This window comes from Streptomyces sp. NPDC002309 (assembly GCF_053593375.1).
On record NZ_JBSFCI010000007.1, the window covers coordinates 1 to 19,194 of the forward strand.

At 70.6% G+C, this 19,194-nt stretch carries 15 protein-coding genes and 6 pseudogenes; 8 read left to right on the forward strand and 13 right to left on the reverse strand.

The features are described from left to right. Positions 1-132 precede the first annotated feature (132 nt). Both ACWCPM_RS07995 and ACWCPM_RS08000 read left to right on the forward strand, forming a co-directional pair. Positions 133-966 (forward strand): annotated as a pseudogene (locus ACWCPM_RS07995) (ISL3 family transposase); the annotation flags it as partial. 296 nt (positions 967-1,262) lie between these two features. Next, positions 1,263-1,640 (forward strand): ISL3 family transposase, encoded by a 378-nt coding sequence (locus ACWCPM_RS08000; protein WP_450975457.1) that lies wholly within the window; start codon positions 1,263-1,265, stop codon positions 1,638-1,640. Here ACWCPM_RS08000 and ACWCPM_RS08005 read toward each other — a convergent pair. Beyond that, a complete protein-coding gene (locus tag ACWCPM_RS08005; protein WP_450975276.1) occupies positions 1,637-2,062 on the reverse strand; it encodes a hypothetical protein in 426 nt (141 codons plus the stop codon). The genes ACWCPM_RS08000 and ACWCPM_RS08005 overlap by 4 nt on opposite strands. A 226-nt stretch (positions 2,063-2,288) precedes the next feature. Further along, positions 2,289-2,969: pseudogene (locus ACWCPM_RS08010) on the reverse strand (aldo/keto reductase); the annotation flags it as partial. A gap of 228 nt (positions 2,970-3,197) precedes the next feature. Between ACWCPM_RS08010 and ACWCPM_RS08015 the strand changes: the two are divergent. From ACWCPM_RS08015 to ACWCPM_RS08030, 4 genes and pseudogenes are all read left to right on the forward strand, one after another. After that, positions 3,198-3,407: pseudogene (locus ACWCPM_RS08015) on the forward strand (transposase); the annotation flags it as partial. 330 nt (positions 3,408-3,737) lie between these two features. Beyond that, entirely contained in the window at positions 3,738-4,007 is a 270-nt protein-coding gene (locus ACWCPM_RS08020) for a helix-turn-helix transcriptional regulator (RefSeq protein WP_450975277.1), read from the forward strand. A 109-nt stretch (positions 4,008-4,116) separates the two neighbouring features. Then, entirely contained in the window at positions 4,117-5,451 is a 1,335-nt protein-coding gene (locus ACWCPM_RS08025) for a tyrosine-type recombinase/integrase (RefSeq protein WP_450975278.1), read from the forward strand. Positions 5,452-5,489: 38 nt separating this feature from the next. Beyond that, positions 5,490-5,603, forward strand: a pseudogene (locus tag ACWCPM_RS08030) (3-hydroxyacyl-CoA dehydrogenase family protein); the annotation flags it as partial. 269 nt (positions 5,604-5,872) lie between these two features. Here ACWCPM_RS08030 and ACWCPM_RS08035 read toward each other — a convergent pair. From ACWCPM_RS08035 to infC, 10 genes and pseudogenes are all read right to left on the reverse strand, one after another. Next, complete coding sequence (locus ACWCPM_RS08035) at positions 5,873-6,418, reverse strand: NUDIX hydrolase (protein WP_450975279.1); 546 nt, start codon at positions 6,416-6,418, stop codon at positions 5,873-5,875. Positions 6,419-6,488: 70 nt separating this feature from the next. Then, positions 6,489-7,757: pseudogene (locus tag ACWCPM_RS08040) on the reverse strand (transcriptional regulator); the annotation flags it as partial. 156 nt (positions 7,758-7,913) lie between these two features. Then, positions 7,914-8,924: a PP2C family protein-serine/threonine phosphatase gene (locus tag ACWCPM_RS08045; RefSeq protein ID WP_450975280.1), complete on the reverse strand. Its 1,011-nt coding sequence runs from the start codon at positions 8,922-8,924 to the stop codon at positions 7,914-7,916. Positions 8,925-9,143: 219 nt separating this feature from the next. Continuing rightward, positions 9,144-11,654, reverse strand: coding sequence for a phenylalanine--tRNA ligase subunit beta (gene pheT, locus ACWCPM_RS08050; RefSeq protein WP_450975281.1), 2,511 nt, complete (start codon positions 11,652-11,654; stop codon positions 9,144-9,146). Then, positions 11,654-12,775, reverse strand: coding sequence for a phenylalanine--tRNA ligase subunit alpha (gene pheS, locus ACWCPM_RS08055; RefSeq protein WP_450975282.1), 1,122 nt, complete (start codon positions 12,773-12,775; stop codon positions 11,654-11,656). The genes pheT and pheS overlap by 1 nt, the downstream gene beginning before the upstream one ends. A gap of 153 nt (positions 12,776-12,928) precedes the next feature. Continuing rightward, positions 12,929-14,065 (reverse strand): ATP-binding protein, encoded by a 1,137-nt coding sequence (locus ACWCPM_RS08060; RefSeq protein WP_450975283.1) that lies wholly within the window; start codon positions 14,063-14,065, stop codon positions 12,929-12,931. A 53-nt stretch (positions 14,066-14,118) separates the two neighbouring features. Next, the gene (locus ACWCPM_RS08065; protein ID WP_450975284.1) at positions 14,119-14,967 is read right to left on the reverse strand and encodes a TrmH family RNA methyltransferase; all 849 of its coding nucleotides are present in this window, start codon (positions 14,965-14,967) and stop codon (positions 14,119-14,121) included. Positions 14,968-15,155: 188 nt separating this feature from the next. Continuing rightward, a complete protein-coding gene (gene rplT / locus ACWCPM_RS08070; protein WP_232654097.1) occupies positions 15,156-15,539 on the reverse strand; it encodes a 50S ribosomal protein L20 in 384 nt (127 codons plus the stop codon). Positions 15,540-15,636: 97 nt separating this feature from the next. After that, a complete protein-coding gene (gene rpmI / locus ACWCPM_RS08075) occupies positions 15,637-15,831 on the reverse strand; it encodes a 50S ribosomal protein L35 (protein ID WP_003977225.1) in 195 nt (64 codons plus the stop codon). Between the two features lie 113 nt (positions 15,832-15,944). Next, positions 15,945-16,713 (reverse strand): annotated as a pseudogene (infC, locus tag ACWCPM_RS08080) (translation initiation factor IF-3). Between the two features lie 295 nt (positions 16,714-17,008). Here infC and ACWCPM_RS08085 point away from each other — a divergent pair. Then, positions 17,009-17,356 (forward strand): DUF1844 domain-containing protein, encoded by a 348-nt coding sequence (locus tag ACWCPM_RS08085; RefSeq protein ID WP_450975285.1) that lies wholly within the window; start codon positions 17,009-17,011, stop codon positions 17,354-17,356. 34 nt (positions 17,357-17,390) lie between these two features. On the opposite strand, the gene ACWCPM_RS08090 is transcribed toward ACWCPM_RS08085, so the two are convergent. After that, positions 17,391-18,122, reverse strand: coding sequence for an SseB family protein (locus ACWCPM_RS08090; protein ID WP_450975286.1), 732 nt, complete (start codon positions 18,120-18,122; stop codon positions 17,391-17,393). A gap of 56 nt (positions 18,123-18,178) precedes the next feature. Here ACWCPM_RS08090 and ACWCPM_RS08095 point away from each other — a divergent pair, with 56 nt between their 5' ends. After that, positions 18,179-19,132 (forward strand): serine hydrolase, encoded by a 954-nt coding sequence (locus tag ACWCPM_RS08095; RefSeq protein ID WP_450975287.1) that lies wholly within the window; start codon positions 18,179-18,181, stop codon positions 19,130-19,132. Positions 19,133-19,194 lie beyond the last annotated feature (62 nt).

The following is a 19,194-nucleotide window of genomic DNA, read 5'->3' on the forward strand; positions in this document are numbered from 1 at the left end:
GGAACGCGGGATCGTTTCGGCAGCGTACTTCCTGCCGTGGCGAGCAAGACGGTTGAGGATGTGCTGTTTCCCGGGATCGATGTGCGGGTGGAGGGCGTGAGCGACTCCTCCGGCATCCTGGTGGTGGAGGCGGTGTCGACGGCCCGCCCAGGCCGGTGCCCGAGCTGCCGCACGCAGGGCAAACGCGTGCACAGTGCGTATCAACGCACTCTGGACGAGCGGCCGTTGGGCTCGCGCCGGGTCATCGTCCGGCTGCGGGTACGCAGGTACTCCTGCGACCGCAGGAGCTGTTCCCGCACGACGTTCGTCGAGCAGGTGCCGGGGCTGTCCGCGCGCTACCGCCGTTCCAGCACCGGGCTGGTGGGCTGGCTGCGGTCGATCGCGATCCAGCTCGGCGGCCGTCCCGCCGCCCGGCTGTGCCGACGCCTGCGGCTGACCGCGGGCCGGATGCGGCTGCTCAGACCGCTGACGGCACCGCCGGTGGCGGACCGCGCCCCGCGGGTGCTGGGGGTGGACGAGTTCGCCTTCCGCCGCGGCTGCACCTACGGCACCGTGCTGGTCGACGTCGAGGCCGGCCGGGTCGTGGACGTACTGCCCGACCGCACCTCCGAGACGTTCGCGGCCTGGCTCAAGGACCATCCCGGCGCGGAGATCATCTGCCGGGACCGGGCGACCGCCCACACCAAGGCGGTCAGGGAAGCCGCCCCCGATGCCCTCGAAGTCGCCGATCGCTGGCACCTGTTACAGAACCTGTCCGCCGCAGTCGAGAAGACCTGCCACCAGCACCGCGACTGCCTGCGCAAACGCGCTGAGGAGGAGACTGTGACCGAAGTGCCCGAGGTGACCCCGTTGCTGTTACCGCCCGCGGAACTGCCCCGCACCCAGATCATCGAACGCACCCGCCACCGCTACGAGGACATCCACCGCCTGCTGGAGAAACGCTGGAACATCAGCGCGATCGCCCGCCGTCTGAACCTCGACCGCAAGACCGTCCACCGCTTCCGCGACACCGACCTCGACGAGCTGTTGGCCTCCGCCCGAGAGCGCCGCCCCAACGGAGTCCTGGAGCCGTTCAAGGCGTATCTCAACGCCCGCTTCACCGAGGCGCAGGGCCAGGTCAGCGGCACCCGGCTGTTCCTGGAGATCCAGGCCCGCGGCTACCGGGGCAGCCGCCAGGTCGTTCGCAAACACCTCGCCGCCCTGCGCGCAGGCACCGCCGAACCGGTGCGGGCCGACATCCCCAGCCCCCGCAAGATCACCTCCTGGATCATGCGGCCCCTCGAACCCTCACCGACGGTCAGAACGAGCGACTCCTTCAGGTCCGGCTCGCTTGCCCGGACATCACCCGGGCCTGCGACCTCGCCTGCGCGTTCGCCGACCTGGTCCGCCACCAGCGCGGATACCTCCTGCTGGAGTGGATCCGGCAGGCCGAGCAGGGCGCACCGAAACCCATGAAGAGCTTCGCCGGCTTCCTCCGCCAGGACCTCGACGCCGTCACCGCCGGACTCACCCTGCCCTGGAGCTCCGGGGTCGTCGAAGGGCACGTGAATAGGGTGAAAACGCTCAAGAGGGCTATGTATGGCCGGGCTTCGTTCGAACTCCTCCGGACCCGGATCCTCACCCAGCCATGCCCCAACTAGGGATGTGTCTTGAGCCCGAGGTCGGCCTTGAACAGCTCAATCACTTCGTATCGACGGCGATCGACCTCCGCCACCCCCGCGTCCTCGGCACTGGCGCCCGCAGCGACCGCCGAGTGCGCCTCGATAACGGATTTGACAAGCGCCCGCGCTGGTCCTGACACCGTTTTATCGGCCAGGACTTCGATCTCAGCCGTGGCTGCATGGAGTCGGCCATCCTCCGACCGGTTCCGTTGACCAGACACCGCTTGCCCATAGCTGGCGCTGATCGACCGAAGATACTCGGAATAGGCGTTTCGCTTCGCAGCACTGAGCGAGTCCTCGTGCTGCCACCTGCGGTTAACCGATGCCTGCCTCGCCTGGAAGGCGTAGCCGGCCACGGCTCCGAGCAGAGTTCCGATCACGCCCACGATGGCGGATGCCATGTCCAGCCTCCTCGCACAACCTCAGCCGACGCCAGCGTCCTCCCAGGATTCTGACAGGGGCGAGCACGGGTAGCCACGAATGACTTGGACAGACGCCATCCGTCACGGAACGGCAGCCAGAGCCAATTTCGACGATCCCCATCGACACCGAGCCATACACAAGAACATCCGGACCCACCCCAGCCTCGGACCACACGTATGCGTGTGGTCCGAGGCTGGGGGCGTTCTACCAGTCGGTGGGCATGATCTCGGCGGGGTAGCGGCCGCCTGCGGCGCCGTAGGGGAGGATCTGGGTGATGCGCTGGAGGTCGCCCGCGGTGAGTTCCACCGCGGCGGAGCCCACGTTCTCCTCGAGGCGCTGGGCGCTGCGGGTGCCGGGGATGGGGACGATGTCCTCGCCCTTGGCGAGCAGCCAGGCGAGGGCGGGCTGGGCGACGGTGATGCCCTTGGCAGCGGCGAACTCCTTGAGCTGCCGGGTGGCGCACAGGTTGTACTCGAAGTTCTCGCCCTGCCAGCGCGGGTCCACTCGCCGCATATCGTCCTCGGCGTACTCGTGGGCGGGCGTGACGGCGCCGGTGAGGAAGCCGCGACCGAGGGGAAAATAGGGGACGAAGCCGATGCCCAGCTCCCGCACCACAGGAAGGATCTTCTCCTCGACGTCGCGCTCGAAGATCGAGTACTCGGTCTGCAGGGCCGACACCGGGGTGACGGCGTGGGCGCGGCGGATGGTGTCCGGGCCGGCCTCGCTGAGTCCGAAGTAGCGCACCTTTCCTGCGGCAATGTGCTCGCCCACGGTGCCGGCGACGTCCTGGGTCGGCACGGCGGGGTCGGGGCGGCGCTGGTACAGCACGTCGATGTGGTCGGTCTGGAGCCGCCTGAGGCTGTCCTCGGTGACCTTGCGGATGTTCCCGGCATCAAATTCCGGATCAACGAGACGAGATCGTCGCACCCGGCACCAAGGCCGATACCACCGACAGCGACGGCACCAAACCACCGGCCCTCCTCGGCAAGCACCTGCGCCGCGGTGACACGCTGCCCGACCGCACGGGATGGCCGCGGCCCACAGCACGCCCGCTCTCACTGGTCCTGACCGACTGGCTTTGTCCATGAAAACCGTTCTCATGGACAAAGCCACAAGGAGATCCGGCGTCGCACCGACGTCGTCGGGATCTTCCCCGATCGAACCGCCGTGATCCGTCTGGTCGACGCGGTCCTGGCTGACCAGAACGACGAGTGGACCAAGGCCCGCCGCTACATAGGCCGCGAATTCCTGACTAAGGCCCGCCTCCAACCGATCGAGTCAGAAACCGCCGAGACCGCCCTGCCCGACGAACTCACCGCATAGCTTCAAAACGAGATCACCGAGTGGTCGTCGATACACCACTCCAGCGGACGTGACCCACCCTCCGCTGACGCTCAGGGCAGTTCGCCTACGGCAGACGCCCATGACTTGAGACCTGCGCGGACACCATGCCAACGTACGGGTGCTGGCAAAACCGCAGCTCAACGAAGGGAAGATCCAGCGCCTTGGACTGCTACGCCCGAGATCAACAGTCGCATCTCAGCACTTCCTGAGGTAGCCAATACGCGCGCTACCAGAGTTTCCCGGTTTCACCAAACCCAGACTTCTCCGGATCGTGAGGCAATCAACGTTTTCTGACCCTGGAGACCGGAGATGCACGACCACATCGCGTCCACGCATGAAGCCGCGTTCTTGAACCTGAACAAGGCGGCTGAATACCTTGGCATTTCACCGAACACCCTATATGTCTGGCGTCATCGACGGCAAGGTCCGCCGAGCTTCCGCATGGGCCGCCGCGTTATGTACAGGATCTCCGCGCTCAATGAGTGGGTCATAGCGCAGGAACGGACGGATTCACGTTCCAACGCCGTCCTCAGCCCTCTCACCCAGAAGCCGATGAAGCGCACAGTGCGCACTCCTTGAAGGCTATGCACGAGCTGGAAGGCGGTGCGTCGATCTTTCGGGTTCCCGGCGCGCAACTTCCAACCATGCCATGCGCCATATGCAACTGAGTTCATAGGAGAAAATTCCCTTGGCGGGGTACATAGAAGACCGCTGGCTCAAGAAGAAGCCCAACAAGGACAGCGGTAAGCGGGAGCGAACTGCCCTGTGGGGCCATGGCAGGCGCTACCGGGTGAAGGGCATCCTGGGCGTCCGGGACCGCTCGTTCGACACGAGCGAGGACGCGAAGCAGTGGCTTGCCAAGGCGCAGACCGACACCACACGTGGCGAATTCGTCGACCCCCGAGACGGGGCGATCCCCCTCGCCCAGTACGTCGAGAAGCACTGGTGGCCGAGCCGATCGGACGAACCGTCGACCGCCGCCCCCATGCGCAGCAAGATCTGGAACCACATCATCCCGTTCCTGGGCGCAACAGCGCTCCGGGACATCGACGCTGCCGTGCTGCGCGCCTGGAAGGCCCAGCTGCTGACACGGGTCGAGGCGTCCACGGCCCAGGTGATCTGGATCCACCTTTCCACCATCCTCGAAGCCGCCGTCGACGATGGCCGCCTGGTCAAGAACCCCTGCAAGGCCCGCCGGTCCGTCAAGGCACCCAAGCCAGCGAAGAGGAAGGCTAAGGCATGGGCCAGGCCGACCGTGGAAGCTGTCCGGGCGGGCCTCCAGGATCGATACCGCATTGCGGTGGACCTCGGTGTCGGCCTCGGTCTGCGCCAAGGCGAGGCGTTCGGCCTCGGCGAGGAGGACTTCGACTTCGATGCCGGTGTCATACGCATCCGCCGACAGCTGCAGTGGGACGTCAAAGGAAGGCCGTACTTCTGCCTGCCCAAGGGCGGCAAAACGCGAGATATTCCCCTCTCCCCCAACCTCGCCAAGCGTGTCCAGGATCACCTGCGCCGCTTCCCTTCGATCTCCTGCACGCTCCCGTGGCGCAACCCTGAACCACCGACGACCGAGCTGGAAGGGCGACAGCGTGAACCGATCACCGTCCGGCTGGTCCTGAGCTCCCCGCAGGCCAATCGAGTCAACTACTCGATGTGGAGCAAGCGGAGCTGGCGGCCCGCACTCGCGGCGGCCGGTGTCCTGAAGAAGGTCGGCGAGAAAGCTGAGACGTACGGAGGCCGCAGCCGTCGATACTCCGTCTACGAACTCTCCCGCGAGGACATGTTCCACGTCCTCCGGCACACGTACACGAGTACCCAGCTCGAGGCCGGCGAGTCGATCGTGAGCGTGTCTCAGTGGCTCGGGCATGCCTCGCCGCAGACCACGCTGACGCACTACGCTCACTTCATGCCCGGGGCGGGTAAGCGGGGCCTCGCCGCCATGGACGAGTGGTTCGACCAAGATCCACAACCGAATGTCCCTGAGAAGTCCCTGGACGCCCCGCAGGCCCAGAGCAGGCCATGAAACCGCAGGTGAGAGCGGTAGTCACGCAAACTGGCAACGTGTACGAGGAGTACAAGGAGCCCCTGTACGCCGCTCCCCCGCTGCTGCAGCGGATGGTGGACGCGGGCCGGCTGGGCCGGAAGTCCGGCTCGGGTTTCTACACCTACGGCTGAGCACGCGTTCACTGCCGGGCGCGGGCCCGGCACCGATCTTCCGGTGCCGGGCCCGCGGCATTCAACCGTGTGCGCACCGGGCACGGTTGAATGCCCGGCGCACACGCTCCCCCGTGCCCACCAGGCGAGTCGGCGGCCGCCGCACCGAGGAGCCGGACGAGGTCGACACCCGGCCCGGCGACGTGGAACGCGCCCGTCGGCCGCTGCCCTCGGTCGCGGCGGTGGGCGCCCTGCTCGTCTCCCTCCGGCGGGCGCTGGGACGCCGAGACTCAGGGCAAGGTGTCCTGGCCCAGCCGGAGATGGTGCAGCAACAGCAGCGCGGCGGCCATGTTCGCGGCCGGGACCTCGCCGCGGGCCACAAGGTCGGGGACGACCTTGAGGGGGACCCATTCCCTGCGGTCCGACTCGAAGTCGTCCACCGGGTGCCCGACGTACTCGCCCTCGTCGGCCCAGTAGATGTGGTGCCGGGCGTCGGTGAGACCGTTGGACGGCTCCACACTCATCAGGTGCCGCAGGGGTCCCGGCCGCCAGCCGGTCTCCTCCTCCAGCTCCCGGGCCGCCGCCCGCGCGACGTCCTCGCCGTCCTCGACGACACCGGCGGCGAGTTCCCATCCCCAGCTGTCGGTGATGAAGCGGTGGCGCCACAGGAGCAGTACCTCGTTGGCCTCGTTCACCACCGTGGCCACCGCGACGGGCCGCATCCGTATCAGGAAGTGGTCGAGGTGCCGGCCGTCCGGTAGTTCCACATCCGCGAGGTTGACGCTGAACCAGCGGTTTTCATACACAGTTTGTTCGTTCTGTTTCACCCACTGCACGGTTCTGCCACCTTCCATCGGGTAAGGGGCAATATCGCAGCAGGGACTCCGTGACAGGGATCAGTAGGGTCTACAGCGGCACACGCAGGGCGCCGTCGATGAGTTCGGCGGCCTCGGCCGTGCCCGCCCCGCCGCTGCGCGCCAGACGCTCACGCACCGCCCGGAGTCTGTCCCGCAGCCGCTGGGACTCCATGCCGCGGGCCTGCTCGGCCATCCGCACCGCCGTGGCCACCGCCTTCTCGGCGTCGCCCTGTCGCAGTTCGACGGTGCTGAGCATGGCGAGCCGGTGCACCCGCCCCCGGTCGTGCGCCGGGGTGTCCACGGCGGCCGCGGCGTGCTCCCCGGCAGCCGCCAGCTCGCCGAGGCTCAGCAGCGCCTCCGCCACCTGGACGTTGACCAGCCCCGGCTGGACATAGCCGGTCTCGTCGGGTTCGTGACCGCGCCGGATGCGTTCGGCGGCCTGCTCGGCCCGCCGGATGCAGGAGAAGGCGCTCGTACCGTCGCCGAGGTGGGCGTACGCCTTCGCCTGCATCGCGTACAGATCGGAGCCGAGGGCCGGGGTGATCTGCTTGCCCGCGGCGCGCAGCGCGGCCTCCGCGAAGGCGACGGCCTGGCGGTACTCCCGCATGAACAGCGACTGGTTGACCAGCAGCGCGATCACATACGCCCCGAGCCCCCGGTCACCGCTGGCCTTGGCGAGCCGCAGCGCCTGGTGGAAGTAGCGCTGGGCGAGCCCGTGCGCGTCGGAGTCGTACGCGCAGATCCCGGCGATCGCCACCAATCCGCCGGTGGCGCGGTGCAGTTGGCGGCCGGTGGCATCGGTGTAGCTGCCCCGCAGCAGCGGCGCCGCCTCGGCGGTGAGGAAGCCGACGATCCGGGCGCGGGTCGCGATGCCGCCGGCCTTGCGGTACAGCTGCTCGTAGTGGGCGCGGGCGGCGCGCAGCATCTCCAGGTCGGCCGGGGTGACCCGGTGCCGGCCGCCGCGGGAGACGTCCACGTCCTCGGGCGGGTTCTCCCACTCCCACACCGGCATCACCGCGGGTGTCCCGGTCACCGCCGGTGCGCCGAGGACGTGCGGCCGCTGCTGCTCGTCCGAGCGCCACAGGGCGGTGGCCCGCTCGACGAACCCGGACAGCGACGTGGCGTGCGCGGTCGCCTCCCGGCCCGGGACGCCGAGGCCGATGTCGTCGAGGGTGACCGGGCGGCGCAGCCGGGCGGCGAGCACCTCGCAGATCAGGTCGGGAACCTGACCACGTGGCCGCTGGCCCTTCAACCAGCGTGCCACCGCGGTGTGTTCGTAGCGCAGGGCGAGTCCACGGGCGCGTCCTGCCTGGTTCACACGTGTGAACGGAGTGCGCGCATCCGCAGCGTGCGCGCACTGTCGCGGAGGGTTTCCGACCGGTTGACTGAATTGCCTCGAAAGAGGCCGGCCGGGCCGCCGGCTCCCCCTCGTACAGTGCGGCGGCCCTGCCGGGAGTCGTCCGAGGCGGCGAGGTCAGCGGTGCGTCGTCGGCCCAGGGTGCGCGGTGGCCGGTCGCGCGGTTTCCCGTGCCCCCGCCGGGTGTTCGCGTTCGCGTTCGTCGCGGAGCATCAGGAGGGCCACGTCGTCGGGCGGGTTGCCGCTGGTGTGGCGGGAGAGCCGGGTGAGTACCGCGCTCAGCACCGCCTGCGGGGACATGGCCCCGTCCCGCAGCGCGGACGTCACCACCTGAGCCAGCGGGAAGAACCGGCCGCTCCCGTCCCGGGCGTCCTCGGCCCCGTCCGTGAAGAGGAACAGGCCCTCGCCCGGGCCCAGTCGGCCGTGGTGTGCCGCGGACAGGTCGGCCGGCAGCGGGAACGGGCCGAGGGGCGGCAGGGGCTCGGACCGGGACAGCGGCTCGACGCCTGTTCCCCGCAGCCGATACGGCCAGGGATGGCCGCAGTTGAGTGCCCGCACCGCACCGTCGCCGCCGATCTCCAGCAGCAGGACGGTCACGAACGACTCGGCCTGCTCCACGCGCGGGCACCCGCGCAGGTGACGGCCCAGCGCGCGGTCCAGCCGGTCGAGCACCCGGGCGAGTTCGGGCTCGTCGTGGACGGCCTCGCGGAAACTGCCCAGCACGGCGGCGGCCGTCCCGAGCGCGTCCAGCCCGTGCCCGCGGACGTCGCCCATCACGACCCGCACCCCGTGCTCGGTGGCGATCACCTCGTACAGATCGCCGCCGACGGAGGACCCTCGTTCGGCGGACAGCCGGGCCGCGCCGACGGCCAGCCCGTCGACGCGCGGGGGCAGCGGCCGTAACAGCGCGTTCTGGGCGGCGCCCGCGACCTTGCGGGCCTGCCTGAGCTCACGCAGCAGCGTGCGGTGGACCTGGAGGACGAGGCCGGTGCCGACGGCGAAGAACACGGCACTGGTGACGATCCGCGCGCCGAGCGAGGTCTGGTGGGCGAGCGGACAGGCGAGTTTGTACGTGATCGCCAGGGCACCCCACACCGTGGGCAGCCCCAGGGCCCTCATACGGATCATGCGGGTGGCCTCCCATGCAGGCCGTGACAGCGCAGACCGACCCCGAAAGGCCGGTCCGATTCTGTCGCCGCGGTGCCCGGTAGGACCAGATCACCGGAACATCCCACCCGAACGAGTGAGGTAGCGCCCGCGCCCCCTCGGGGAAGCGCGCGGGGAACGCGCGAGGCCGGCCACGGACGACCCGTGACCGGCCCACGACGCGTGGTCCCCCGCGGGGGACTATCCGCGCAGCTCCGCGCCCGTACGCTCCGCCGCGAGCGCCACCGCGGCGTCCCGCGCCGCCGACGCCTCGTCGACGGTCAGCGTCCGGTCTCCGGCCCGGAACCGCAGCGCGTACGCCAGCGACTTGCGGCCCGCGCCCAGCTGCTCCGCGTTCTCGTACACGTCGAACAGCCGGATGGACTCCAGCAGTTCGCCGGCGCCCTCGCGCAGCGCGGCCTCGACGTCCGCGTGCGCGACCGTCTGCTCGACGACCAGCGCGACGTCCTGCGTGGCCACCGGGAAGGAGGAGATGCTCGGCGCCTGCGGGGTGCCGTCCCCGACCCGCTCCAGGGCGTCCAGGTCCAGCTCCATCGCGCAGGTGCGCGCGGGCAGGCCCAGTGCCTTCAGGACCCTCGGGTGCAGCTCGCCGGCGTGGCCGACGACCCGCTCGGTGCCGTCCGCCGTGATCACCAGCTCGGCGCAGCGGCCCGGGTGCCACGGCCCGTACCGGCCGGCCCGCACGACGAGTTCGGCACCGGCCTCACGGGCGATCGTGCGCGCCGCCTCGACCGCGTCGGCCCAGTCGCCCGGACGGCCCTTGTCCCACCAGCCGGCCTGTTCGCGGGCGCCCGCGAGGACGACGGCGACATGGCGCGGCTGCTCGGGCAGCACGGCGTCGAACGCCGCGATCTCCTCGTCCGTGGGACGACGGTCGACCGGCAGATGGGCGGCGGCGCCGCTCTTCGCGCGCGGGAGGAAGACCAGGCCGGTCTCGAACAGCGCGAGGTCGTGCGAGCCACGGCCGTCATTGCGGCGCAGCGCGCCGAGCAGGCCCGGAAGCAGCGACGTACGGAGCGCGGGCTCCTCGTCGTTGAGCGGGTTGACCAGCTTGACCACGCGGCGGGCGGGGTCGTCGGCGTCGAGGCCGAGCTGGTCGAAGACCTGCTCGCCGATGAACGGGTAGTTCGGCGACTCGACGTAGCCGGCGCCGGCGAGCGCCCGGCCGACCCTGCGGTGCAGCCGCTGCCGGTGCGTCAGACCGCGGCCGGAGACGGGCCTGGGCAGGGTGGAGGGCAGGTTCTCGTAGCCCTCCAGGCGGATGACCTCCTCGGCGAGGTCGTTCCGCTCCAGGAGGTCGGGCCGCCAGGACGGGACGGTGACGATCAGCTCGTCCTGCCCGTACACGTCGCAGCCGACCTGCTGGAGGCGGCGCACCACGGTCTCACGGCCGTACTCGACGCCCGCGACCCTGTCCGGGTGATCGGCCGCGACGGTGATGGTGTGCGGCGCGGACGGCGCCATGATCTCGGTGACCCCGGCCTCGGCGGTGCCGCCCGCGAGCAGCACCAGCAGGTCGACCGTGCGCTGCGCGGCGGCGGCCGCGGCCTGCGGGTCGACGCCCCGCTCGAAACGGCGGGACGCCTCGGAGGACAGCTTGTGGCGGCGGGCCGTACGAGCGATCGCCACCGCGTCGAAGTGCGCGGCCTCGATCACGACGTCGGTGGTGCCGCTCTCGGAGTCGTGGTCGGCGATCTCCGTGTCGGCGCCGCCCATGACGCCCGCGAGCCCGATGGGGCCCCGGTCGTCGGTGATCACCAGGTCCTCGGCGTGCAGCTTCCGCTCGACGCCGTCGAGGGTGACGATCTTCTCGCCCTCGGCCGCCCGGCGGACGCCGATGGTGCCCTGGACCCGGGTGCGGTCGTAGGCGTGCAGCGGCTGGCCGAGCTCCATCATCACGTAGTTGGTGACGTCGACGGCGAGCGAGATCGGACGCATGCCGACCTTCTGCAGCCGGCGCCGGAGCCAGATCGGGGAACGGGCCTCGGGCTGCAGTCCGGACACCGTACGGGCGGTGAAGCGGTCGCAGCCCATCGGCTCGGAGATCTTCACCGGGTAGCCGTGGGCGTTCGGCGCCGGCACGTCGAGCAGGGCCGGGTCGCGCAGCGCGATGCCGTAGGCGATGGCGGCCTCGCGGGCGACACCGCGCAGGGACAGGCAGTCGCCGCGGTTGGCGGTGACGGCGATGTCCAGCACCTCGTCGACCAGCTCCAGCAGCTCGATCGCGTCCTTGCCGACCTCCGTCTCGGGCGGCAGCACGATGATGCCCTTGGTGCCGTCGTCGCCCATGCCCAGCTCGTCGCTGGAGCAGATCATGCCGTGGGAGGTCTTGCCGTAGGTCTGGCGCGCGGAGATGGAGAAGCCGCCCGGGAGGGTGGCGCCGGGCAGGACCACGACGACCTTGTCGCCGACGGCGAAGTTGCGGGCGCCGCAGACGATCTCCTGGGGCTCGCCGGTGCCGTTGGCACTGCCCACGTCGACGGTGCAGAAGCGGATCGGCTTCTTGAAGCCCTCCAGCTCCTCGATGGTCAGCACCTGGCCGACGACCAGGGGGCCCTTGAGACCGTCGCCGAGCTGCTCGACGGTCTCGACCTCGAGGCCGGCCGAAATGAGCTTGGCCTGCACGTCACGACCGGTCTCCGTCTCCGGCAGGTCGACGTACTCCCGCAGCCAAGAAAGCGGGACCCGCATCAGATCTCCATCCCGAACGGCCGGGTGAACCGGACGTCACCCTCGACCATGTCTCGCATGTCCTCGACGTTGTGGCGGAACATCAGCATCCGCTCGATGCCGAACCCGAAGGCGAAGCCGCTGTACTTCTCCGGGTCGACGCCGCAGGCGGTGAGCACCCGCGGATTGACCATGCCGCAGCCGCCCAGCTCGATCCAGCCCTCGCTGGAGCAGGTGCGGCAGGGCCGGTCGGGGTTGCCGACGGACTCGCCGCGGCAGACGTAGCACACCATGTCCATCTCGGCGGACGGCTCGGTGAAGGGGAAGAAGTTCGGCCGCAGCCGGGTCTTCATGCCCTCGCCGAACAGCGACTGCACCATGTGGTCCAGCGTGCCCTTGAGGTCGGCCATGGTCAGGCCCTCGTCGACGGCGAGCAGCTCGACCTGGTGGAAGACCGGGGTGTGCGTCGCGTCCAGCTCGTCGGTGCGGTAGACGCGACCGGGGCAGATCACGTACACCGGCAGGTCGCGCTCCAGCAGGGAGCGGATCTGCACCGGCGAGGTGTGGGTGCGCAGCACGACACCGGACTCGGAGCCGCCGTTCTCGCCCCGCACGAAGAAGGTGTCGGCCTCGCCGCGGGCCGGGTGGTCCGGGCCGATGTTCAGGGCGTCGAAGTTGAACCACTCGGCCTCGGCCTGGGGGCCCTCGGCGACCTCGTAGCCCATGGCGACGAAGACGTCCTCGATGCGCTCGGACAGCGTGGTCAGGGGGTGCCGGGCGCCGGCGGGCACACGGTCGTGGGGCAGCGTGACATCCACCGCCTCCTCGACCAGGACGCGGGCGTCCCGCTCGGCCTCCAGTTCGCTCTGGCGCGTGGCCAGGGCCTTGTTGACCGCGCCGCGGGCCTGGCCGACCAGCTTTCCGGCGGCGGCCTTGGCCTGCGGGGGCAGGGCGCCGATCTCGCGGTTGGCCAGCGCCAGCGGCGAGGTGCCGCCGGTGTGGGCGACCTTGGCCTCCTGGAGCGCGTCGAGGGAGCCCGCGGCGGCGAAGGCGGCGAGCGCCTCGTCCCGCATGCGCGCGATCTCTTCCGGTTTCAACGCCTCGACCTCGACAGGGTCGTACGACTTATTGGGTGCGGACATCTCTTCCCGTGCTTCCGATTGTCCCCCAGCTATCGCTGGGAGGTGCCCCCAGGCTGAAGTCCCCGTCACCGACTGGATGGGCCGTCTGCGGGACACAAAGGTGCCAAAGGCCGAGTCTAACGGGGTGAGGACGGACGAATGCGCCCGCGGCCGTCAGGCGAGATACGCCGGCGCGGCCACGGGCAACGTGAATCGGAACTCGGCGCCGCCGTCGGGGGCGCGTCCGACCGTGATGGTGCCGCCGTGGGCCTCGACGATGCCCTTGACGATGTACAGCCCGAGGCCCGTGCCGCCGCGCTTGCTGCCCCGCCAGAAGCGGGTGAAGACGCGGTTCATGGACTCCTCCGGGATGCCGGTGCCCTCGTCGCTCACGGTGACCGACGTGCCGGCGTCCTCCCCTTCTCGCGGGGACGCGGCGGGCGTGATGTCGATGGTGACGGTTCCCTCGCCGTGCCGCACGGCATTTTCGATGAGGTTGCTCAGCACCTGGTCGACCTTGTCGGGGTCGGCCCACAGCGCGGGCAGCGGCTGCTCCAGACGCAGCAGGAACCGGTCGGCGGTCAGGCCCGAGGCGACGTACGCCTGGATGTGCCGGCCGACGGCGGCGCCCATGTCGACGGGCTGGCGGCGCACCTCCAGCCGGCCCGAGTCGATCCGGGAGATGTCGAGCAGCTCGGCGATGAGCCGGGTGACGCGGTCGGCGTCGGCGTCGACGGTCTCCAGCATCAGCCGCTTCTGGTCGTCGGTGAACCTCTCCCACTTGGCCAGCAGCGTGGCCGTGAACCCCTTGACGGAGGTGAGCGGCGAGCGCAGTTCGTGGGCGACGGTGGCGATCAGCTCGGCGTGGCTGCGCTCGGTACGGCGCCGGGCCTCGGTGTCCCGCAGCGAGACGACGAGGCGGCACAGGGGTCCGGTGGGCTCCTCGCGGACGTAGCGGGCCGAGACCAGCACCTCCCGGCCGCCGGGCAGCAGCAGGTTCCGCTCCGGCTGCCGGACCCGGGTGGCGAGGCCGCCGTAGGGGTCGGTCAGCTGCCACCAGCGCCGGCCCTCCAGGTCCTCCAGGGGCAGCGCCTTGTCGAGCGGCTGCCCGAGCACGGCCTCGGCGGCGACGGCGGTGATGCGTTCGGCGGCGGCGTTGAAGCAGATCACCTGTCCGTGCTCGTCGGCGACGACGAGGCCGTCGGGCAGGTCGTCGGGGTGGAAGCCGAGCTCGGGGGGTTCGCCGTCCCGCGACACGGGCGGGCGCCGCACGTCCCGTCCCCCTGGAGCCCTGCTCGTGCCGACGCTCATCCGCGTACCCCACCTCTCAGACGGTGCAGGAGGCCCCCGAGCTGGTCACCCTACTAGCTCCCGGTCACGCTGCGGCAGCCTCCGGGGGCGCGCTGTGCACGGGCCGACGCGTAGAGGCATACGGCCGCGGCGGTCGCGAGGTTCAGGCTCTCGGCCTTTCCGTGGATCGGGACGCGTACGGCGGCGTCCGCGAGGGCCCGGGTCTCCTCGGGCAGGCCCCAGGCCTCGTTGCCGAAGACCCAGGCGGTCGGCCCGCCCATGGTGCCCTTGTCCAGCTCGTCGTCGAGGTCGTCCTGCCCGGCCCCGTCGGCGGCGAGGATGCGCACCCCGGCGTCCTTCAGCCCCGCCACGGCACGCTCGACGGGCACCCCGACGGCGACCGGCAGATGGAACAGCGACCCCACGGAGGCACGTACGGCCTTGGGGTTGTAGAGGTCGACGGAGGCGTCGGTCAGCACGACGGCGTCGGCACCGGCGGCGTCCGCGCAGCGCAGCACCGTCCCGGCGTTGCCCGGGTCCCGCACGTGCGCGAGCACGGCGACGAGCCGGGGGCGGGCGGCGAGGATGTCCTCGAAGGGGGTGTCCAGGAAGCGGCAGATCCCGACCAGTCCCTGCGGTGTCACCGTCGTGGAGATGTCGGCGATGACCTCCTCGGAGGCCAGATGCACCCGGGCGCCGGTGTCGCGGGCCTCTCCGATGATGTCGGCGTACCGCTCGGCGGCCTCGACCGTCGCGAACAGTTCCACGAGGGTGCCCGGCTGTGCCCCGGCCTCGCGCACGGCCTGCGGCCCCTCCGCGAGGAACAGCCGCTCCTTCCCCCGGAAGTTCCGCTTCGCCAGCCGCCGCGCGGCCTGGACCCGGGGGGAACGGGGGGAGATCAGCTCGGGGCTGACGGGGGGCATGTGCGGCTCACCTTCGTACTACGGATCGCGCCGCGGGTCACGGGCGCGAGTGGATCTACCCAGGGGCGCGGGGAACTGCGCGGCCGGCCACCGGCGCCCGCGGCTTCGACGACCACGCGAACACGGACAGGACCCGCAGGCTGACACCTGCGGGTCCTCAGTCACGTCGGCCTAGAGCCAGCGCAGCGTCACGCGGCCTTCGGCGCGTTGACGTCCGCCGGCAGCGCCTTCTGCGCGACCTCGACGAGCGCGGCGAACGCGGTGGCGTCGTTCACGGCGAGCTCGGCCAGGATCTTGCGGTCGACCTCGACGTTCGCGGCCTTCAGACCCTGGATGAAGCGGTTGTACGTGATGCCGTTCGCGCGGGCAGCGGCGTTGATGCGCTGGATCCACAGCTGGCGGAAGTCACCCTTGCGCTTCTTGCGGTCGTTGTAGTTGTAGACCAGCGAGTGGGTGACCTGCTCCTTGGCCTTGCGGTACAGGCGCGAACGCTGACCGCGGTAGCCGGAGGCCGCCTCGAGGATCGCCCGGCGCTTCTTGTGGGCGTTGACTGCCCGCTTGACGCGTGCCACTTTTTAACTCCTTGTAGCGGGGCCGTGGTTGTCTTCACACGGCCCGGAATCGATGGGGTCCCGGTCCAGACGTACGACGCTCAGTGGCGCCCGTACGTCACTTGCCGAGAAGCTTCTTGATCTTCGCGGCGTCGCCCGGGGCCATCTCGGCGTTGCCGGTGAGGCGACGCGTCACGCGGGACGACTTGTGCTCGAGCAGGTGGCGCTTGCCGGCGCGCTCACGGAGCACCTTGCCGGAGCCGGTGATCTTGAAGCGCTTGCTGGCACCGCTGTGCGACTTGTTCTTCGGCATAGCGCCGTTCTCTCCTCGTCGGTGGCGCTCCGGTGCCCGGTCGCGAAAACCGGGCACTGTGGAGCGTCGCTCTTGTTTCGGTTGGATCCTGGGGGACTCGCGTCCCCCGGGGGTCACGCCTCGGCGGCAGCCTCGGCAGGAGCCTCGGCGATCTCGGCGTCCTCGGTGATCTCGGCGTCCTCGGCGTCGGCCGCGTTCTGCGACTTGCCGGGGTTTGCCTTCGCATCGGCCTTGCGGGCCTCCTGCGCCTGGCGAGCCTCGGCCATCGCCTCGGTCTTCTTCTTGTGCGGACCGAGAACCATGATCATGTTTCGGCCGTCCTGCTTCGGGTTCGACTCGATGAAACCGAGGTCCTGGACGTCCTCCGCGAGCCGCTGCAGCAGCCGGTAGCCGAGCTCCGGCCGGGACTGCTCACGTCCACGGAACATGATCGTGATCTTGACCTTGTCGCCCTGCTTGAGGAACCGGACGACGTGACCCTTCTTGGTGTCATAGTCGTGCGGGTCGATCTTCGGCCGGAGCTTCATCTCCTTGATGACCGTGTGCGCCTGGTTCTTACGCGCCTCACGGGCCTTCATGGCCGACTCGTACTTGAACTTCCCGTAGTCCATGAGCTTGCACACTGGCGGACGGGCGTTCGCCGCGACCTCGACCAGGTCCAGGTCGTACTCCTGCGCAAGCTCCAGTGCCTTAGCGAGCGGGACGATGCCCACCTGCTCGCCACTGGGACCGACAAGTCGCACCTCGGGAACGCGAATCCGGTCGTTGATGCGGGGCTCGGCGCTGATGGATCCTCCTCGTGTAGCACCACGCGACGGTCTGGCGGACAGCCGCGTAACGTCTCTGTTCGTTAGACCTAAACCGCGCCGACGCACAAAAAATGCCCCGGACGATCACAGGCGGGGGCTCCTCGAACAACCGGAGCGACCGCCGCGGTGACCGCGGGGCGCACTTTCGGGCGGGTGCCGTCACGAAGGACAGGACCGCCTGACCGGTGACCCGCCGCCCGTGAGGGCGGTCAGGTGGGAGTTCGAAGCCTCCACTTGTAGGTCGGGCTCGTAGTGCGGTGAGGCACACGTGTCCGACCGGTCGTTACACAAGGTTAGCAGCCTCGGCCGGAATCGGCTAACCGAGGCCACCTGGGGCCGATCCTCCCGCTGCCCCTATGGTGAACGGCATGAGTGAAGAGACGCCCGACTTCAACGCCATGACCCGCGACATCGCCGAGGTTCCCGCGGTCGAGGTGATCGTGACGGTCGCCGTCAACCTGATGAGCGCGGCCGCGGTGAAGCTCGGTCTGACCGAGGACGGCGAGAAGCACAAGGACCTGGACGAGGCCCGCAAGCTCGTCCACGCCCTCGCCGGTCTGCTGGACGCGAGCACGACCGAGATCAGCTCGTTCCACGCCGCCCCGCTGCGGGACGGCCTGAAGTCGCTCCAGCTGGCGTTCCGCGAGGCGTCGCTCGTGCCCGACGAGCCCGGCCAGGGTCCGGGCGAGAAGTACACGGGCCCGGTCTACGGCTGATCCCCTCCCCGGCTGGTCCCGGCCCTCGGCCGGGTCACCCTCTGACGTACAAGGGCTCGCCCGGTGGCGTGGTCCCGGCCGGCAGCAGTGCCAGGTCGAGGCCGCGCACCAGGCGGGCCCTCAGCGTCTCGTCGGCCGCCATCCGCCGCGCCACCGCTCGGGCGGCCTCGGCGGGGGAGGCCGCCGGATCGAGGACGAGGGCCAGCGTGCCGTCCGCCTGTCCGGGGCCCAGGTGGGCGCGGAGCACGGCGGGCTCCGCGGCCACGGCGTCCCGTACGGCCGCGACGACCGCGGGGTCGGTGAGCGGATCGGTGCTCGTGCGCCCCTCGGCCAGCGCGAGCAGCGCGGGACCGGTCAGCTCGAACGGCACGGGCCCGGCCAGGTCCAGCACGACCGTGTCCGCCTTCTCGTGCGCGGCGGCCTGAAGGGCCTGGTGCAGCGGTACGGCCACGGGGCGGGCCTGCGCGTCCCAGAGGGCCAGCGCCTCGGTGGACGTGAAGGCGGGCAGGGCCGTGCGGGCACCGGCCTTCAGGGTGGGCACGGCCATGTCGCTCGTCTTCTCGCGGCGCAGACCGTTCTCGTCCTCCTCGACCTCGCCTAGCACGGCGACCACGGGGACGAGCAGCCGGGCGCCCTTCAGCGCGGCCAGCACCGGCCCCACGGCGGTGCGGTCCTGCGCCCAGGCGGCGAGCGCGGCGGCCAGCGCGGGGTCGGCGGAGCCGTCGTCGTCGGAGAAGCCGGGGTCGGGAATGTTCTTGTTCACCACGGACACCGACCCTATCGGGGCGAGCCGGACACGGGTGCGGCGCCCACCATGGACGTATGGCCCGGCCCGGAGTCCGCCGCGCCCTGATCGGCGCTTTCGCCGCCTCCGCCGTCGCGATCGGCGGTACGGCGGAGGCGGCGGTGCGGGGGACGGTGTGGACGCTCGCGGCGGAACGGGCCGTATCGTCGGCCGCGACGCCGTCGGCGTCGGTGGCGGCGAGCGGGGGGACAGCCGTGGACGGTGTGACGCGGTCGGCGTCGGACGACGACGCTGCGCTGGCCCGGGCCATGGAGACCGTGCCGGTCGAGGCCGGGGCCGAGGTGTCGGTGGCGGTGCTGAGCCTGGACTCCGGACGGAGCGCCGCGTTCGGCGACGGAACCCACACCACCGCGAGCGTCGTCAAGGTGGACATCCTGGCGGCGCTGCTGCTCCAGGCGCAGGACGCCGGGCGGGAACTGACGGCGAAGGAGAAGTCCGACGCCACCGAGATGATCGTCCGCAGCGACAACGACTGCGCGTCGGCCCTGTGGCGGGCGATCGGCGCGGAGCAGGGGCTGGACGCCGCGAACGAACGGCTCGGGCTCACCGGTACGCGGGGCGGCCGGCGGATGGAGTGGGGGCTGACCAGCACGACGGTGGCCGACCGGCTCACCCTGCTGCGGCGGGTGTTCACCGCGGACTCCGCGTTGGGGGCGGCCTCGCGGGCGTATGTCCAGGAGTTGATGGGGCAGGTGACGCACGGTCAGCGGTGGGGGGTGTTGGCGGCCGGTGACGGGTCCGGATGGGCCCTGAAGAACGGCTGGCTGCCCCACAAGGAGACCGGGCTGTGGGACGTCAACAGCATCGGCCGGGTGACGGTCGGCGGCCGTCCCTTCCTGGTGGCCGTGCTGTCGGACGGCAACACGACGAAGGAGAAGGGCGTCTCGCTGGTGGAGTCGGCGGCCCGGGCGGCGGTGTCGGTGTTCACCGACGGGACGCCGGCCACGCCCTCGGCCGGGACGCGCCACTGACGCCGCGGCGCGTCCTCTCGGCGTACCGGGCGGAAGCCCTCGTACCGGCCCGGCCGTACTCG